This is a genomic window from Lactococcus sp. EKM203L (assembly GCF_011800585.1).
GTDB classification, from domain to species: domain Bacteria; phylum Bacillota; class Bacilli; order Lactobacillales; family Streptococcaceae; genus Lactococcus; species Lactococcus lactis.
Genome location: NZ_JAALEQ010000004.1, coordinates 54,139 through 69,353, shown reverse-complemented (window position 1 = coordinate 69,353; position 15,215 = coordinate 54,139). Strand labels below are relative to the sequence as shown.

The 15,215-nt window shown below is 35.0% G+C and carries 19 protein-coding genes and 1 tRNA gene; 3 read left to right on the top strand and 17 right to left on the bottom strand.

The window, feature by feature from the left end:
• Positions 1 to 42 precede the first annotated feature (42 nt).
• Positions 43 to 885: an amino acid ABC transporter substrate-binding protein gene (locus HFD15_RS08655; RefSeq protein WP_039116268.1), complete on the top strand. Its 843-nt coding sequence runs from the start codon at positions 43 to 45 to the stop codon at positions 883 to 885.
• Positions 886 to 972: 87 nt separating this feature from the next.
• Here the strand turns inward: HFD15_RS08655 and HFD15_RS08650 are convergent, their stop codons facing one another.
• The 4 genes from HFD15_RS08650 to HFD15_RS08635 form a co-directional block, all read right to left on the bottom strand.
• Complete coding sequence (locus tag HFD15_RS08650; protein ID WP_167593408.1) at positions 973 to 2,295, bottom strand: FAD-dependent oxidoreductase; 1,323 nt, start codon at positions 2,293 to 2,295, stop codon at positions 973 to 975.
• A 106-nt stretch (positions 2,296 to 2,401) separates the two neighbouring features.
• A complete protein-coding gene (gltX, locus tag HFD15_RS08645) occupies positions 2,402 to 3,853 on the bottom strand; it encodes a glutamate--tRNA ligase (protein ID WP_010906290.1) in 1,452 nt (483 codons plus the stop codon).
• Positions 3,854 to 4,016: 163 nt separating this feature from the next.
• The gene (locus HFD15_RS08640; protein WP_074453830.1) at positions 4,017 to 4,547 is read right to left on the bottom strand and encodes a cysteine hydrolase family protein; all 531 of its coding nucleotides are present in this window, start codon (positions 4,545 to 4,547) and stop codon (positions 4,017 to 4,019) included.
• Between the two features lie 98 nt (positions 4,548 to 4,645).
• Positions 4,646 to 5,569 (bottom strand): phosphatase PAP2 family protein, encoded by a 924-nt coding sequence (locus HFD15_RS08635; protein ID WP_023188605.1) that lies wholly within the window; start codon positions 5,567 to 5,569, stop codon positions 4,646 to 4,648.
• 196 nt (positions 5,570 to 5,765) lie between these two features.
• On the opposite strand from HFD15_RS08635, the gene HFD15_RS08630 reads away from it, so the two are divergent.
• Entirely contained in the window at positions 5,766 to 6,260 is a 495-nt protein-coding gene (locus HFD15_RS08630) for a GNAT family N-acetyltransferase (RefSeq protein WP_012898594.1), read from the top strand.
• A 91-nt stretch (positions 6,261 to 6,351) separates the two neighbouring features.
• On the opposite strand, the gene HFD15_RS08625 is transcribed toward HFD15_RS08630, so the two are convergent.
• The 5 genes from HFD15_RS08625 to HFD15_RS08605 all read right to left on the bottom strand — a co-directional run bounded on the left by HFD15_RS08625 (position 6,352) and on the right by HFD15_RS08605 (position 9,257).
• The gene (locus tag HFD15_RS08625) at positions 6,352 to 6,675 is read right to left on the bottom strand and encodes a DUF1048 domain-containing protein (protein WP_003129893.1); all 324 of its coding nucleotides are present in this window, start codon (positions 6,673 to 6,675) and stop codon (positions 6,352 to 6,354) included.
• Positions 6,662 to 7,009, bottom strand: a complete 348-nt coding sequence (locus HFD15_RS08620) for a DUF1048 domain-containing protein (protein WP_058207950.1) — start codon at positions 7,007 to 7,009, stop codon at positions 6,662 to 6,664. The genes HFD15_RS08625 and HFD15_RS08620 overlap by 14 nt, the downstream gene beginning before the upstream one ends.
• Positions 6,996 to 7,358: a PadR family transcriptional regulator gene (locus HFD15_RS08615; RefSeq protein ID WP_003129889.1), complete on the bottom strand. Its 363-nt coding sequence runs from the start codon at positions 7,356 to 7,358 to the stop codon at positions 6,996 to 6,998. The genes HFD15_RS08620 and HFD15_RS08615 overlap by 14 nt, the downstream gene beginning before the upstream one ends.
• A 119-nt stretch (positions 7,359 to 7,477) precedes the next feature.
• Positions 7,478 to 8,107 (bottom strand): hypothetical protein, encoded by a 630-nt coding sequence (locus HFD15_RS08610; protein ID WP_023188601.1) that lies wholly within the window; start codon positions 8,105 to 8,107, stop codon positions 7,478 to 7,480.
• 64 nt (positions 8,108 to 8,171) lie between these two features.
• Positions 8,172 to 9,257: a PIN/TRAM domain-containing protein gene (locus tag HFD15_RS08605; protein ID WP_012898597.1), complete on the bottom strand. Its 1,086-nt coding sequence runs from the start codon at positions 9,255 to 9,257 to the stop codon at positions 8,172 to 8,174.
• A gap of 230 nt (positions 9,258 to 9,487) precedes the next feature.
• On the opposite strand from HFD15_RS08605, the gene HFD15_RS08600 reads away from it, so the two are divergent.
• Positions 9,488 to 10,174, top strand: coding sequence for a YoaK family protein (locus HFD15_RS08600; RefSeq protein ID WP_167593409.1), 687 nt, complete (start codon positions 9,488 to 9,490; stop codon positions 10,172 to 10,174).
• Positions 10,175 to 10,216: 42 nt separating this feature from the next.
• Here the strand turns inward: HFD15_RS08600 and radA are convergent, their stop codons facing one another.
• The 8 genes from radA to rpsK form a co-directional block, all read right to left on the bottom strand.
• Entirely contained in the window at positions 10,217 to 11,578 is a 1,362-nt protein-coding gene (radA, locus tag HFD15_RS08595; RefSeq protein ID WP_003130563.1) for a DNA repair protein RadA, read from the bottom strand.
• A gap of 161 nt (positions 11,579 to 11,739) precedes the next feature.
• Entirely contained in the window at positions 11,740 to 11,967 is a 228-nt protein-coding gene (locus HFD15_RS08590; protein WP_023188599.1) for a heavy-metal-associated domain-containing protein, read from the bottom strand.
• A 298-nt stretch (positions 11,968 to 12,265) separates the two neighbouring features.
• On the bottom strand, positions 12,266 to 12,496 hold the full coding sequence (locus HFD15_RS14350; RefSeq protein WP_074453832.1) for a hypothetical protein: 231 nt from the start codon (positions 12,494 to 12,496) through the stop codon (positions 12,266 to 12,268).
• 2 nt (positions 12,497 to 12,498) lie between these two features.
• On the bottom strand, positions 12,499 to 12,753 hold the full coding sequence (locus tag HFD15_RS14345; RefSeq protein WP_058207951.1) for a hypothetical protein: 255 nt from the start codon (positions 12,751 to 12,753) through the stop codon (positions 12,499 to 12,501).
• 419 nt (positions 12,754 to 13,172) lie between these two features.
• Positions 13,173 to 13,245 (bottom strand) — tRNA-Thr (locus tag HFD15_RS08580).
• Between the two features lie 185 nt (positions 13,246 to 13,430).
• On the bottom strand, positions 13,431 to 13,811 hold the full coding sequence (gene rplQ / locus HFD15_RS08575) for a 50S ribosomal protein L17 (protein ID WP_003130558.1): 381 nt from the start codon (positions 13,809 to 13,811) through the stop codon (positions 13,431 to 13,433).
• Positions 13,812 to 13,829: 18 nt separating this feature from the next.
• A complete protein-coding gene (locus HFD15_RS08570; RefSeq protein ID WP_003130557.1) occupies positions 13,830 to 14,768 on the bottom strand; it encodes a DNA-directed RNA polymerase subunit alpha in 939 nt (312 codons plus the stop codon).
• 47 nt (positions 14,769 to 14,815) lie between these two features.
• On the bottom strand, positions 14,816 to 15,199 hold the full coding sequence (rpsK, locus tag HFD15_RS08565) for a 30S ribosomal protein S11 (protein ID WP_010906297.1): 384 nt from the start codon (positions 15,197 to 15,199) through the stop codon (positions 14,816 to 14,818).
• Positions 15,200 to 15,215 lie beyond the last annotated feature (16 nt).

The window sequence follows — 15,215 nt, the reverse complement described above, 5'->3', positions numbered from 1 at the left end:
AAATAAAAACTGAGCTGACAAAATTTCTGAGGAGAAATTGATATGAAAAAAATAAAATTGTTGACTCTTGCAACAGTTGGAATTGCCTCAATTGGCTTACTTGCTGCCTGCTCGTCAAAAGATAATTCATCTTCTAAATCAACAGATAAAGTAACAACCGTAACTGTTGCAACTTCTGCCGCTTCTGTCCCTTATGAATACAGCGAAAATGGCAAAATGACTGGTTTTGAATATGATATTTTAAAAGCTGCTGACAAAGACATGAAGGATTATAAATTCAACTTTAAAGTCTATGAAGATAGTGCGATTTTAGCTGCTTTAGACGGTGGTCGTGCACAAATTGCGGCAAATAATTTTGGTAAGACAAAAGCACGTTCTGAAAAATATCTCTTTAGCTATCCTGTTCGCCAAGGAATTGATGCGATTTTCTCAACATCTAAAGAAAATATTACAAAAATCTCTCAACTTGCTGGTAAAACGACAGAAATTCCTGCTGGAACCAACTATGGTGATATGTTTGAAAGCTGGAACAAAAATCATCCAGACAAAAAAATCAATGTAAAATACAGCCAACGTCCTTTAGCCGACCGTTTATCTGCTGTTTCTAGTGGACAAATTGATTTCTTATTTGCTTCTAAAGCACCCGCAGAAAATTTGATTAAAGAACATGCAATCACAGGTTTAGTGGATACTGTTCCAACAGACTTAGATAAACAACCAGAATTTAAGACTTATGATTACTTTATTCTTGATAACAGCCAAAGCAAGTTGCAAAAAGATTTGAATGTTGAACTCAAAAAACTTTATGATAACGGCACACTTAAAAAACTGTCAGAACAATATTTCCATGACAGCCATATTCCAGCTGCTGACCAATTCAAATAATTAAAAAACTCGTCAATGACGAGTTTTTTTTACTGACAGAAATTTTTTGTGCGATACTCACTCATAAAAGAAAGCTGTCAGTAACTTTTATTTCACTTCATTTTGAAATAAATCATTCAGACCTTCGCCCATTGTTGGATGAGTGAAAATTTGGTCGCGTAAAATTTGATAGGGCGTATGCATTTTCATAGCCAAACTTACAAGATTGATGACCTCATGAGAATCTTCATGATATAAAGTTGCACCGAGAATTTCATCTGTTTTTGGGTCAACAAGAGCTTTAAGAATTCCGCGAGTATCTTGAACAACTTTGGACTTAACAATTGGTGCCGCAGCCATCTTAAATAAACGATAATTAACCCCAGATTTTTTCGCTTGTTTTTCATCCAAGCCAATTCGAGATAAGGTTGGACTAATAAAAATAGAATAGGGCACGAGGTTTCTGTCACTTAATTTACGCGAGTGATCACCAAACAATTGATTATTGACAATCCGAAAATCATCTGTTGACAGATAGTAGAATTGTCCACCTCCCCGAACGTCACCAAGTGCCCAGATATTTTCTGTACTTGTTTTTAAATCATCATCAACTTTAATATAACCACTTTCTGAACGTTCAACACCAGCTTTTTCCAAATTTAAGTCAGTAATATTAGGCCTGCGACCTGTTGCCACTAATATCTTGTCAGCTGAATAGGTCTGACCTCCTGCCAAAACTTCGCTGTCAGTAATTTTTTCAACTTTAACCCCAAGATGAATTTCAACTCCTGAAGCCTTTAAATCTTTAAAAATTTCCCTTGAAATATCATCGTCTTCTTTGGGTAAAAATGTTGAATGAGGTTCTAAAATTGTGACCTTAGACCCAAATTTATTAAACATTCCGGCAAACTCTAAACCAATATAGCCCGCGCCGATGATAACTAATTTCTTAGGAAGTTCAGAAAGTTCCATCGCTCCTTCAGATGTAATTACATTTTTGGATTCTTGAATTCCTGAAATTTCGGGAATCACTGGAGTTGCTCCCGTATTGATGAAAATGCGTTCTCCAATCACTTTGCTTATCTTGTCACCATTAACGACCTCAAGGGTTTCTTGATTAATAAAACGCGCAATTCCATCCATGACATAAACCAATGGTTCGTCAGCTGCCCCGTAATAGGCTCCATTGTGTAAAATTTCACGAACTTTGTATTTAGTAGCCATTGCTTCTGAAAAGTTCATATTTTTTTGTCCGGCAACAATTAGAGTTTTAGAAGGTGCACAGCCAACATTGGGACAAGTTCCGCCGTACATCTCCTGGTCACGTTCAATAATCAGAGCTTCTTCTCCGTGCTGCGACAATGTTTTTGCCAAAGCTCGACCAGCCTTACCGAATCCAATAATAATATTTTTGAAATGTCTTGTTTCCATAAGTCTCTCTTTTCGTTAGTTTATCTCCTTATTTTATACCATTTGAATGTCTGAGTGTTCTATTTTGGTTTAATAAAAAGACGCCACACGGCGTCTTTTTATTATATTATTTATTTAAAGCAGCGTCCAAATGAGCCAATACTTTTTCTTTTCCAAGAAGTGCAATTGTTTCTGGTAATTCTGGACCATGCATTGAACCTGAAGCTGCAATACGAATTGGCATCCAAAGCATTTTACCTTTTACGCCAGTTTCTTTTTGAGTCGCTTTAAAGAGTGGGAAAATATTTTCCACTGTAAAATCATTTTCAGGAAGTTCAGCCAATTTTGCACGGAAAGTACTCAAAGCTAATGGTGTTGTTTCAGCAGCCAACATTTCACGAGCTTCATCAGTCAATTCTGGGAAATCTCCATAGAAAAGGTCTGTTAATTCAACAATTTCATCTGCTGATTTCATTTGTGGTTGATAAAGTTTAACCAGTTCCTCAGCACGTTCATCAAAGCGATTAGCAGCAACAAGGAATGGTTTTGTCAATTCAAATACTTTAGCAAAATCAGCATTTTTGATGTATTCATTATCCAACCAGTCCAATTTCTTTTGGTCAAAGGCTGCTGGTGATTTAGACAAACGATGTTCATCAAAAAGTTCAATTAATTCTTCACGAGAGAAAATTTCTTTTTCTCCACCAGGATTCCAGCCCAAAAGTGCAATAAAGTTGAAAATGGCATCAGACATGTAACCTTTTTTACGGTAGTCTTCAATAAACTGAAGTGTATTTGTGTCACGTTTTGATAATTTTTTCCCAGTTTCAGAATTAATAATCAAAGTCATGTGACCAAATTGTGGTGCTTCCCAACCCAAAGCATCGTAAACAACTAATTGTTTTGGTGTATTGGCAATATGGTCATCGCCACGGATAACATGTGAGATTTGCATATCATGGTCATCAACAACAACAGCAAAATTGTAAGTTGGATAACCATCACGTTTTTGGATTACCCAATCTCCACCGATGTTTTTACCTTCAAATTCAATGTCGCCTTTAACAATATCATTCCATTTATAAATTGCTTTTTCATCAACAGAAATACGAACAACCGGTTCAATATTTTGCGCTTTACGCTCCGCGATATAAGCTGCTTTTTCATCATCACTCATGCCAGCATATTCGTTAATATAATGTGGAGCAATTCCTGCCGCTTCTTGTTTCGCATGGTCAGCTTCAAGTTCTTCTGGCGTTTTATAAGAATAATAAGCTTTTCCTTCAGTCAACAATTGGTCAATATATTTTTGATATAAAGGCAAACGTTCTGATTGACGGTAGTTTTCATGTGTTTCAGGACTTTCATCCCAATCCATTCCCAACCAACGAAGGTTTTCAAGTTGTGAACGCTCACCATCTTCTACGTGACGTTCACGGTCTGTATCTTCAATACGGATGATAAAATCTCCCCCGTGATGACGGGCAAAAAGATAGTTAAAAAGGGCTGTACGAGCATTCCCGATATGCAAAAGTCCTGTTGGTGATGGTGCGTAACGGACGCGGATTTTTTTATTCATATTAATCCAATTCTCCTCATTAATTCGTTCACTTCTTTTCTGTAAGAAATGAATCGTTCTTGGTTTTAAATAGCCTAAACTACTCTAACAATCACCTCTATTTTACCACAAATTAAGAAAGCATGCCGACCTAAAATTCATTTGTAATCTATCATTGACAAATTTAATCTAAGAATTGAAGAAATCGTTCATCCCAAAGATGGTTTTCATAAAAATCAACGATTTCTTTTGCTGACAGCCATTTACTATCAAAAGTTGAACTTGCCCCTCTTTGCATCCAATTTTGATAGCCCAGACCATGAGCAAAAACAAGCGTCGTGTTAACACAAAATTCAGTTTGAGCACCGCAAAATTCAATCAATTTTACTGACAAGTCTGTCAGTAATTTTTGCAGTTCCGTTTGATAGAAACCATTGGCATGCGTTTTTTCAACATACTTGTCAGTAGATGCTGTCAGCAATTCTGGAATCATTTGCCAACCAAAACTTTCTTTTATCAGTTCATCATCATTATGCTGGATAAAAATAATCGGTTTTTTAGCCTTTCGATAAGTAATAATTCGTTGATTAATTTGCTCAATTAATTCTTCTCGCCGATAAATCCCCGCACATACCTCATTTTGCATATCAATTACAATCAAAGCATCACTTGTTTTCATCTTTTTATTCCTTTCAAAAATTGATTTTCTTAGCATTAGTATAAGACAATCTCTCCAGAAAACAAAGAATTTACAACCAAAATCAAAATAACACCCCAAAGAATGTTATTTTTGTAGTAATCTTTTATAATTTTCTAGTTGAGAGACTCTTCCTCAATAAATGAATAACCAATTGCCTTTGTGGCAACAAAAGTAACTAAAGACGCGATAATTAATGACATCGTGGTATCCGATAAGAAATGTGCACCAATTCGGACCCGAGCAGCCATCATTAAAAGTGTGAAAACAAATCCGCTGTAAGCCAGAATCTTTTGGCCTTTAAGATTTTTTCTGTCAGCAAAAAATGGTAAAAAGAGTGCTGCAGCCGCTGCGATTGTATGACCTGACGGGAATGATTGATGACCTGTTTGACCGTTCAAATGCCACCAATTAGTGAACGTTCCTTTGGTAGAGGAAACAATTTCCTTAACCTCATAAGGGCGAAAACGCCCCCAGTTAACTTTCATCATATTGACAATTGAGTTGCTGACATAAACGACAGCAATCCCAGCAATCGCCACAATAATCAATTGACTTAATTCTTCGTAAGTTTTCTTGCTCAGCCATCTATAAATCAAAAATGTCCCGATGACCAGGATAATAAATGTAAAAAGTGCTTCAAGTCCGAAAGAATAAGTCGCTGTGGCTCCAATACTGTTATTTGCCGCACCCAGTGGCTGATGATTTTTGATGTTATTAAGTGTGGTCACACCGTAAAACATCCAACCATCAACCCAGCCCCATGCTGACCAATAAGCAAAGCCAAGTCCAGAAATCGCTAAAATCCATTTTGTCAGTTGATTATCTTGTCTTAGACCATAAATGAAGATAATTTCCGCTGAAATAAAAGGGATAAGCGCTGACGGAAACATTCCAAATATCTGAAAAAGATTACCAAAAATTGAATTTTGATCCATAACCATTTTAGAAATTTGCAAATCCCCCAAAGACGCAATAATTAATAAAAGAGCTGAAATTCCAATTAAAATTCCTAGGAATTTTTTTCCGCTTGTGTTCATAAAACCTCCATTGGTTTGATTACTACCCTTTCATTTTATCCCATTCTAAAAACTCTAATGTAAACCCTTGGTAAATTTCTAGTAAACCCTTTGTTAACCTCATCTTTTTTTATAAAACCACACATTATATAATCTTTTAATGACAAATAATGGTTTTGGATTTTCTTTCTTCTTAGTCTATGTTAGAATTAATTGTATGAATGAAATTACTTATACTCAAATTATGCCAAATGATATAGATGATGTCATCCGTATTGAAAGAGCTACTTTCTCAGAAAATGAAGCCCTCTCTGTAGAGTCAATGATCGAAAGAATTAACTTAATTCCTGATAGCTTTATCGCAGCAAGAAATAGTGAAGGAACTGTCGTAGGTTACGTTTCTGGTCCTGTTACAGAAGGTCGTTACTTGGATGATGAATCTTTTGAACGTACCGAAGCCAATCCCAAAACAGGTGGTTTCCAAAAAATCATCAGTTTAACCGTTGACCCTGATTATCAAGGCTTAGGAATTGCGACAAACTTACTCCTTTTACTTGAAAAAGAAGCCAAATCGAAAAAACGTTTGGGAATTAGTCTTACTTGCCACGATTATTTAGTTCCCTATTATGAAAAACACGGCTTTACTGACGAAGGACTTTCCGAGTCAAAATTCGGTGGAGAAACTTGGTACAATATGGTCATGGAATTTTAAAAAAACAAAAGTTACTAACAAACCTGTCAGTAACTTTTTTTATTGATAAATTTTCAATTTTACTGACAGACTTATCAGTAAAATCTATTTATTACTTTTGAGCAAAATAATCATTCAAAGCTTGACGATATTTATTTCGCCAATCCTCTTTATTATCACTTAATAATTCATCAGCAAAAGTTGCAACATCATCGCCCAGAACCTCTGCTGGGCTTCGCCCATCAACTACTGCCAGTTCAAATAATTCAATAATATCATTAAAAATATGCCAATCTGTTGCCCCCATTTTGAACATATATTTTTGAATTGAACGATAAGCCTGATAAAAATCTTTAGGTAATTTTTTAGCTCGATTTTGCATTTCTTGCCAGTCTTTTTTTTCAGCAAGAAGGTCACTAATTTTATCTAAAACCATTTTTCAGCTCCTTATTAAGTTTATTTTTTTGCTTTTTTTCCCAACTATTATCATCCACCATTTCATCAATAAATGTCGCAACATCTGAACCAATTAAATCAGTCAATTCTTTGTCTTGGATTTTAGCTTCTTCAAGTAAATCAAGAACTTGTCCAAAAATAAATTTGAAATCTGCCCATTTCGTTACCCCAGAGTGCCATATATATTTTTTTAATTCCTTATAATCTTCATAATAATTCTCTCCAAGTTTCTGAGCACGATTTTCAAATTCGCGAAATTCTCTTTTTTCTTCAAGACCAATCATTCTATCAACAATATTTCTATGCTCCGCCATGATTTTCTCCCTTCTGCTCACTCAATAAATTTTGATGACGTAAAAACTCCAATTTTTCTGAAATAAAAGCCCATTTTTTCCAAAAATTTCCTCGCTCAATTTGCCCTGCCTCATTTAAACGATACCATTTTCGAGCGGGGCCAAGTTTTGAAGGCTTTTTTCTAATCTCAACATACCCTTTCTTTTCAAGACGCATCGTAATCGTATATACCGTTCCTTCTACAACGTCTTCAAAACCAAGTTCTCGCAGTTTTTGAGTAATTTCATAACCATAAGTTTCCCCTTGACCAATGATTTCTAAAACACAACCCTCAAGAACTCCTTTCAACATTTCTGTAATTTGATTCATTTTTTCCTCCGCTATTTAGTAATACTAACTACATCTATATAATAATACAATATAGCTAAAATATCAATATTTCCCACTTTTATTAAAATAAAAAACTGCTAAAAAGCAGTTTTAATAAATTATTTTTCAAAATTAATAACTTTAGTTTGACCTTTAAAATTTTCATAAAGGACCGATTCAATCCTTAAAGCAATAATTGACATATTCTCCGCATTTTCATGAAGAGACAGGATTAATCCTTCTTTTTTCACAATTTCTTGAGCTTTAGCCTCTTCTAAGATTTCTGCATGAACCCGATTTGAAGACAAGCGCCCTCCTTTTTCCAACTTATCAAACCAAGTCGTAAAACTCACTTGTGAATTTCTTTTTATATCACTAATCTTTGAAGCTTTTTTATCCGCAACCATGTAGAAAATATTTTCCGTTTTTTGAGCTTGAATAAAACTCATAATCGTTGTTGAACTCTTTGAATTTTCATCAGTCACACTTAAAGCAAGGTAGCCTGGAAAGTCTTTTAAAAGATAAGCAAGTTCATTTTCTACAGCATTCGTACCAACAACATTAGCCTTTTTATTAGTTTTAAAAATTGTTAAGAGAACAAGTGGTAAAGTAAGAAAAACATAAGCAATGATAAGTCCTAAAACAAATCTTAACCAATAATTTCCAAAATTCATTTCTAATATCAAAGCAAAAACAGCTAAAGAAATTAAAAAAACTACAAACAATTGAATAAAACGTTTTAAATACATATTAAACTCCTAAATACTCAAAATTCATTTAAGATAAAAACCGATAATTTATCGGTTTTCTTCTTTATTTTTTTACTAAATCAGCAAAAATCATTCGACCAGCACTTGTTTGTAGCACCTTAGCAACTTCAACAGTAACTGTTTTATCAATCAATTTTGCAGTATCTTCGATGACAATCATTGTTCCATCTGGCAAATAAGCCACGCCTTGTTGACGTTCAGAACCAGCACGAATAATTTGTACGTTAATATGTTCGCCCACAACAAGTTGTGTTTTCACAGCATTAGCAAGGTCATTAATGTTAAGAACTTGAACACCCTGAATTTCAGCAACTTTATTAAGATTAAAATCATTCGTCACTAATTTTGAGCCAGTAGAACTTGCATATTTAAGAAGTTTAGTATCAACTTCTCGAACATCTGGAAAATCAACTTGAGAAATTTCAACTTGATCAAATTTAGTCAATTCATTAACCAAATCCAAGCCCCGACGTCCTTTAGCCCTTTTCAGTGGGTCTGAACTATCAGAAATTAATTGTAATTCTAAAATCACAAAATTAGGAACAATAATTTTATCTGAAATAAACCCTGTTTTAATTACATCTAAAATCCGGCCATCAATGATTGAACTTGTATCCAATAAAATACTATTATCACTCTTAGATTCACCGACAACTTCCTCAGCAACTTCTGCTGGTTCAGTTGCCATTGCTTCACGGCGCTTACGAAAAAGCACTCGAGCAATTTCGTCTCCTCGTCGATCAAACAAAACATATCCCAAATAAATCATCACCAAAACAAGTATGAATGAAATGATATTACTTAAAATAGGAACATTTAAAAATCTTAATGGAATACTTCCAATAACCCCAACTAGAAGACCAAGAACAATCCCAATAATATTGAAGACCATTTTTGACATATTCATTTTGGAAATTCTAGAATCTATTTTTTTCAACCCATTAAGCATTGAACCGGCAAATATAAATGAAAGAATAATAAAAATAATTGCACCAATCACACCGTCAACAGCTTCGTTCTGCAAAATCCCTGTGTCCCAACCAAATACCTTTAAAATTGATGGTACAACAGCAACACCTAGCGATGCTCCGATGACAGTCATAACAAGATGAATAATCCAACGACGCATATCTTTTCCTCCTTTTAGAAAATGGATAGGCTTACAAGAAAGCCCTGTGTCAATTATACCACACGCTCCTTTAATATTGCTTATACAAACACAAGAAATCTATTTAATTTCTCATGCTATATTTATTATTTTATAACTTATATCCCTTATTAGCGATCAATTAATTTTTTATTTTAAATAGAGTACATTAGATTATCATTGTGCTATAATGACCTTATCTTTTACAGATTATGAAGGAAAAAATTATGCTTAAATCCGCAGTCCATTCTAAAGAAAGTTTACTTGTTGCTCTATTACTTGCCATGAATACAGGCTTTGTTGATGCCTTTACCTTTTTTCATTTTGACGGCCGTTTCGCTAGTCTCCAAACTGGGAATTTGATTCAGACTGGAATTAATTTAGCTCATGGAAATTTGGAGAAAGCTTTTCAATTTATTATTCCAATTTTATTTTTTGCACTAGGTGCACTTTTCAAGACCTTATTCACCAAATATAAAACCCAAAATAATCAAAGTGAAATTGAATCCCTTCTCTTCATACAAATGATTGGTATTTTACTCATTTCTCTCGCCTTCGCTACTTTTTTACATTTATCAGCCTCACTTTTTGTTGGAATTCTCTCCTTTTTTATGGTTATTCAAGGTGATACCTTTACTCGAGTCAGAGGACTTCCTTATGCTAATATCATGTCCACAGGTAATATCAAAGCTTTTGGAACAAATCTAGGTCAATATTTAGTTTCTAAAAACACTAAGGACTTAAAAAATTCACTCATCTTCTTATCTCTTGCTTTATCATTTGTTGTGGGAGCCTTTATTTCTTCTCTTTTAAGTTTATGGTTAGGTGATTTTACATTAATCGGCTCTAGTCTATTAGTTCTATTAGCTTATTATTCTTATAGGATAAGTCATTCATAAAAAACAAGGCTATTTCATTAATGAAATAGCCTTGTTTTTATATTAGCCAAAGACCAGTTTTAAACATTCAGTTAAAGTTGTCACTCCAATCACTTGAATCTGTTCAGGAATATCAATCCCTACAATTGAATTTTTAGGAGCATATACTTTTTTAAAACCTAGTTTTGCAGCTTCATTTAGTCTTTGTTCAATTCGGGTCACCCGACGAATTTCACCCGTTAAACCAATTTCACCAATAAAACATTCACGCGCATCTGTTGGAAGTTCTTTATAACTTGAAGCCACAGCAACCGCAACCGCGAGGTCAATGGCTGGCTCATCCAATTTTACTCCCCCCGCAGATTTGAGGTAGGCATCTTGATTTTGCATCAAGAGCCCCGTTCTCTTCTCAAGCACCGCCATAATTAAACTTACACGGTTAAAATCTAGGCCTGAGGTCGTCCTTTTAGCATTTCCAAACATTGTCGGTGTCGTCAGTGCTTGTATTTCAACTAGTATAGGCCGCGTTCCCTCAAGTGCACAAACAATCGCAGATCCAGTTGAGCCCTCTAAGCGTTCTTCTAAAAAGACCTCTGAGGGATTAGTTACTTCGACCAAGCCATGACCCTGCATCTCAAAAATTCCAATTTCATTAGTTGAACCAAAACGGTTTTTTACAGCACGAAGAATTCTAAATGTATTATTTCGTTCTCCTTCAAAATACAGCACCGTATCAACCATGTGCTCCAACATCCTCGGCCCAGCCAGCTGTCCTTCTTTAGTCACATGACCAACAATAAAAGTCGCAATATCATTCGTTTTAGCAATTTGCATCAATTCTCCAGTCACTTCACGAACTTGACTTACAGAGCCTTGAGTTGATTGAATTTCTGGTGTCATGATTGTTTGAATGGAATCAATAATTAAGAAGTTAGGTTTTAAACGCTCAACTTCTGCACGAATCGACTGCATATTTGTTTCAGCATAGAGATAAAAGTCACGGTCAATATCTCCTAAACGCTCAGCTCTTAGTTTAATTTGTTGGGCTGATTCTTCACCACTCACATAAAGCACACGCCCTCTAGAAGCCAATTGAGTAGAAACCTGTAAAAGTAAAGTTGATTTACCTATCCCAGGATCTCCCCCAATCAGAACCAAAGAACCAGGAACGACGCCCCCTCCTAATACACGATTAAATTCATCTAGGTCCGTTTCAATCCGAGGAGTATCAAATAATTCAACTTCATCTAGCTTCAATGGTTTTGAACGTTCGCCAGTCATTGAAACACGTTGATTTTTAACTTCTTGGACTTCAACTTCTTCAACAAAAGAAGACCATTCGCCACAGTTTGGACAACGTCCTAAGTATTTTGCAGACTTATAGCCACAATTTTGACAAACAAATGATGATTTTTTCTTCGCCATTTTCCCTCCACTTATTCATACGTAAAATTTATTAAAATGTAACAAAACAGCGGATAATCCGCTGTTTTATTTGATTAAGGATTTTATTCTTTTACCATTTTATCATATTTCAGAGTGTCTGACACGAATCTTAGATAAAAAATAGTTAGCACATCATAGCTTTAAATTTCCGTGACTTTACTCTTTTGGACAACATAGCCAAGTCCCTCAACTTTACTAACTAAGTCAGTAGCAGTTACCTGATTGTCATTAAATTCTGCCTTGACTTTTGAAGCGTTGAACAGCACCTTTGCCATTTCTACTCCATTTGTTGTATTCAAAGCTCCTTCAATCTTAGCCATACATGATGGACAGCTCAATTCATCTAATTTCATTACTATTTTTGACATTTATACTTTCCTCCTGCAATTACGCATCAATATTTATAGTCTTAGTATAAGTTTAAAAAGACTATAAAACATTGATTTACATCAAGAAAATATTATTATTTTTGTCCAAAATAGTTTTCATCAGCATTTAGTTTCTTCTTAACATTCTGTAGAAATGGTTGGACAAGCCAGTAGTATAAGGAAAATGGCTTGCAAAGTAAAAAAAGTCTGCCGCTTTTTGCCAATATTCAAATTTTGAAAGTACTTTTTGTCTTACGAATATTAATTGTTCCATCAAAGGCAACGAAAATTGCTTTTCTCATTTTTTGTTCACAACTATTCTATGAAAAATTGACATCATCATGTGATTGAAAGTAAGATGAATATCCTCAGCAATTTGCATATCATTAATAGGTGCTTGCATATTATCATCACTCATTTTATAAAGTTTCCCACCGCTGTATCCTGTCATTCCAACAATTTTTGCTCCAACTTTTTGAGCTTCTTTCACAGCCTCAATGATATTTTTAGAATTTCCACTTCCAGAAATTGCTAGAAGAATGTCATCTTTTGTGATATTACCATATTACCCTCAAGTTGTTTTGAGAAGACCTTATTATAACTATTATCATTGGTAATAGCCATCACAGTCGCCACATTATTAATCAAAGAAATAACGTGCCATTTCTTTTCTTGATCGTATGAGAGATCTTTATTAAAAGCGTTCATCAAGTGTGAAGCAGTACTTGCACTTCCACCATTTCCACAAACATAAATTTTTAATTCATTTTTGTATGCTTCTTGCAAAAGATTGATGACCTAATTTAGGAACTCTTTGTCTAGAGCATCTATATAGTTTTTAGAAAATAATATTACAGATTACTTAATTACTATATTAAATAGTGAAATTTTTCTAATACATCTATATTATAAACCATTATGTTTTTTGCCAGAGATAATATAATTATTTCTTTAATATAATTATTTCTTTAATATAATTATGAAATTACTTAACGATATACTTTTAACTACAAAAACTAAAATTAAAATTTGAAATCTGGAATATGGAATATGGGAAACAAAAAAAACGGCTAGGAGCCGTTTTTGTAAAACAAATGTATTTAACCGTGGACATTATTCGCTTTTTAAAGCTTTTAAAGTAAATAAAAAGTCTTATTTATAAAATAAGACTTCTCATATTTAAATATATCTACTGTAAAAAAATATGCCATTGAACAGAATCGAACTGTCGACCTTCACCTTACCATGGTGCTGCTCTACCGACTGAGCTACAACGGCTAAAATAAATAAATTGAGTGGCCTGACTAGATTAGAAATTTAATCTAATCAGACAGAGCTAGACTATAAGCAAGGCTGATGCGAAAGAGAGTCAATCACAACTCAACACATGCACCCACAGAAACCCCCGCCAACATCATAACACTCAATTTAGTATTTTATTATTACTTCAAGATTTAATACAATTAAACCAATTCAATGATTGCCATAGGCGCAGCATCACCACGACGTGGTTCTACTTTAAGGATACGAGTGTAACCACCGTTACGTCCTTCGTAGCGTTTAGCAAGGTCGTTGAATAATTTTTGAAGGGCAGTTGGGAAAGTTTCAGTTTCTTCGTTGAAATCTTTAATTGCGATTTCATTACGTACGTAAGCAGCTGCTGCACGACGAGCTGAAAGGTCACCTTTTTTACCAAGCGTAATCATTTTTTCTACTGTACGACGAACTTCTTTAGCGCGAGCTTCAGTTGTAACGATAGTTTCGTTGATGATCAAATCTGTAGTCAAATCACGAAGCATAGCTTTACGTTGTGAAGATGTACGTCCGAGTTTACGATTGCTCATTTGTTTCCTCCTATATTATTATTTTCTTTTTTTAAGGGAAAGTCCCAATTCAGTCAATTTAACTTTGACTTCTTCTACTGATTTGTGACCGAGGTTTTTGACTTTAATCATGTCAGCTTCGCTCATTTCAACAATATCAGCAACAGTGTTGATACCTGCGCGTTTCAAACCATTGTAAGCACGAACTGAGAAGTCCATTTCTTCAATAATTTTATCGAGCACACGTTCTGTTTTAACTTCATCTTTAACAACAAGTGTTTCGGCTTCAGCTGCAACTTCTGAAAGATCAACGAACAAGTTCAAGTGGTCTGTCAAGATTTTAGCTGAGAGTGACAAAGCTTCGTCAGAAACGATAGTACCGTTTGTAGTAATTTCAAGTGTTAATTTATCATAGCTAGAATCTCCACCAACACGGGCAGGTTCTACTTGATAATTTACTTTACTTACTGGTGTGTAAATTGAGTCTACAGCAATTGTGCCAATTGGCGCTCCATCGACTTTATTTTCGTCAGCCGGAACATAGCCGTATCCTTTTTTAACAGTCATTACAGCACGCATTGAGTGACCTTCAGCAATAGAGAACAAGTAATGGTCTTTGTTGACAATTTCAATGTCGCTATCAGTTAAGATATCACCAGCAGTAACATCCATAGGACCAGTTACGTCAAGTTCGATTTGTTTTTCAGACTCTACGTATGATTTGATGGCAATTCCTTTAACCGCAAGAACGATTTGGATGACATCTTCACGTACGCCAGGGATTGTTGCGAATTCGTGTTGAACACCTTCAATTTGAATTGAAGTCACAGCAGCACCAGGAAGTGATGACAAAAGGACGCGACGCAGAGAGTTACCTAAAGTTGTACCATAACCACGTTCAAGTGGTTCAACAACGAATTTACCGTAATTTTCTGATTCGTCAAATTTAGTAATTTTTGGTTTTTCAAACTCAATCATGTATGTTCTCCTCTAAGCGAAAAGTGATTAGTGACAAGAGCAACTAATTATACACGACGACGTTTTGGAGGACGTGCACCATTGTGAGGTACAGGAGTCACATCACTGATAGATGTTACATTAAGACCAGCTGCAGCGAGTGCGCGGATAGCTGATTCGCGACCTGAACCAGGACCTTTAACTGTAACAGATACAGTTTTCAAACCTTGCTCTTGAGCAGCTTTAGCAGCAGCTTCTGAAGCCATTTGAGCGGCGAAAGGTGTAGATTTTTTAGAACCTTTAAATCCAAGTGCACCAGCTGATGACCAAGCAAGGGCGTTACCATGAACGTCTGTGATCATAACGATTGTGTTGTTGAATGTTGATTGGATATGAACAATTCCAGATTCAATATTCTTTTTAACACGACGTTTACGTGTAATTTTTGCCATTTTAACTCCTTTCTAT

What these genes read in the sequence shown, in the direction of transcription:
- HFD15_RS08655 (WP_039116268.1), top strand. Translation starts at nt 43, where the DNA reads ATGAAAAAAATAAAATTGTTGACTCTTGCAACAGTTGGAATTGCCTCA.
- HFD15_RS08650 (WP_167593408.1), bottom strand. Translation starts at nt 2,295, where the DNA reads ATGGAAACAAGACATTTCAAAAATATTATTATTGGATTCGGTAAGGCT.
- gltX (WP_010906290.1), bottom strand. Translation starts at nt 3,853, where the DNA reads ATGAATAAAAAAATCCGCGTCCGTTACGCACCATCACCAACAGGACTT.
- HFD15_RS08640 (WP_074453830.1), bottom strand. Translation starts at nt 4,547, where the DNA reads ATGCTAAGAAAATCAATTTTTGAAAGGAATAAAAAGATGAAAACAAGT.
- HFD15_RS08635 (WP_023188605.1), bottom strand. Translation starts at nt 5,569, where the DNA reads ATGAACACAAGCGGAAAAAAATTCCTAGGAATTTTAATTGGAATTTCA.
- HFD15_RS08630 (WP_012898594.1), top strand. Translation starts at nt 5,766, where the DNA reads ATGAATGAAATTACTTATACTCAAATTATGCCAAATGATATAGATGAT.
- HFD15_RS08625 (WP_003129893.1), bottom strand. Translation starts at nt 6,675, where the DNA reads ATGGTTTTAGATAAAATTAGTGACCTTCTTGCTGAAAAAAAAGACTGG.
- HFD15_RS08620 (WP_058207950.1), bottom strand. Translation starts at nt 7,009, where the DNA reads ATGGCGGAGCATAGAAATATTGTTGATAGAATGATTGGTCTTGAAGAA.
- HFD15_RS08615 (WP_003129889.1), bottom strand. Translation starts at nt 7,358, where the DNA reads ATGAATCAAATTACAGAAATGTTGAAAGGAGTTCTTGAGGGTTGTGTT.
- HFD15_RS08610 (WP_023188601.1), bottom strand. Translation starts at nt 8,107, where the DNA reads ATGTATTTAAAACGTTTTATTCAATTGTTTGTAGTTTTTTTAATTTCT.
- HFD15_RS08605 (WP_012898597.1), bottom strand. Translation starts at nt 9,257, where the DNA reads ATGCGTCGTTGGATTATTCATCTTGTTATGACTGTCATCGGAGCATCG.
- HFD15_RS08600 (WP_167593409.1), top strand. Translation starts at nt 9,488, where the DNA reads ATGAAGGAAAAAATTATGCTTAAATCCGCAGTCCATTCTAAAGAAAGT.
- radA (WP_003130563.1), bottom strand. Translation starts at nt 11,578, where the DNA reads ATGGCGAAGAAAAAATCATCATTTGTTTGTCAAAATTGTGGCTATAAG.
- HFD15_RS08590 (WP_023188599.1), bottom strand. Translation starts at nt 11,967, where the DNA reads ATGTCAAAAATAGTAATGAAATTAGATGAATTGAGCTGTCCATCATGT.
- rplQ (WP_003130558.1), bottom strand. Translation starts at nt 13,811, where the DNA reads ATGAGCAATCGTAAACTCGGACGTACATCTTCACAACGTAAAGCTATG.
- HFD15_RS08570 (WP_003130557.1), bottom strand. Translation starts at nt 14,768, where the DNA reads ATGATTGAGTTTGAAAAACCAAAAATTACTAAATTTGACGAATCAGAA.
- rpsK (WP_010906297.1), bottom strand. Translation starts at nt 15,199, where the DNA reads ATGGCAAAAATTACACGTAAACGTCGTGTTAAAAAGAATATTGAATCT.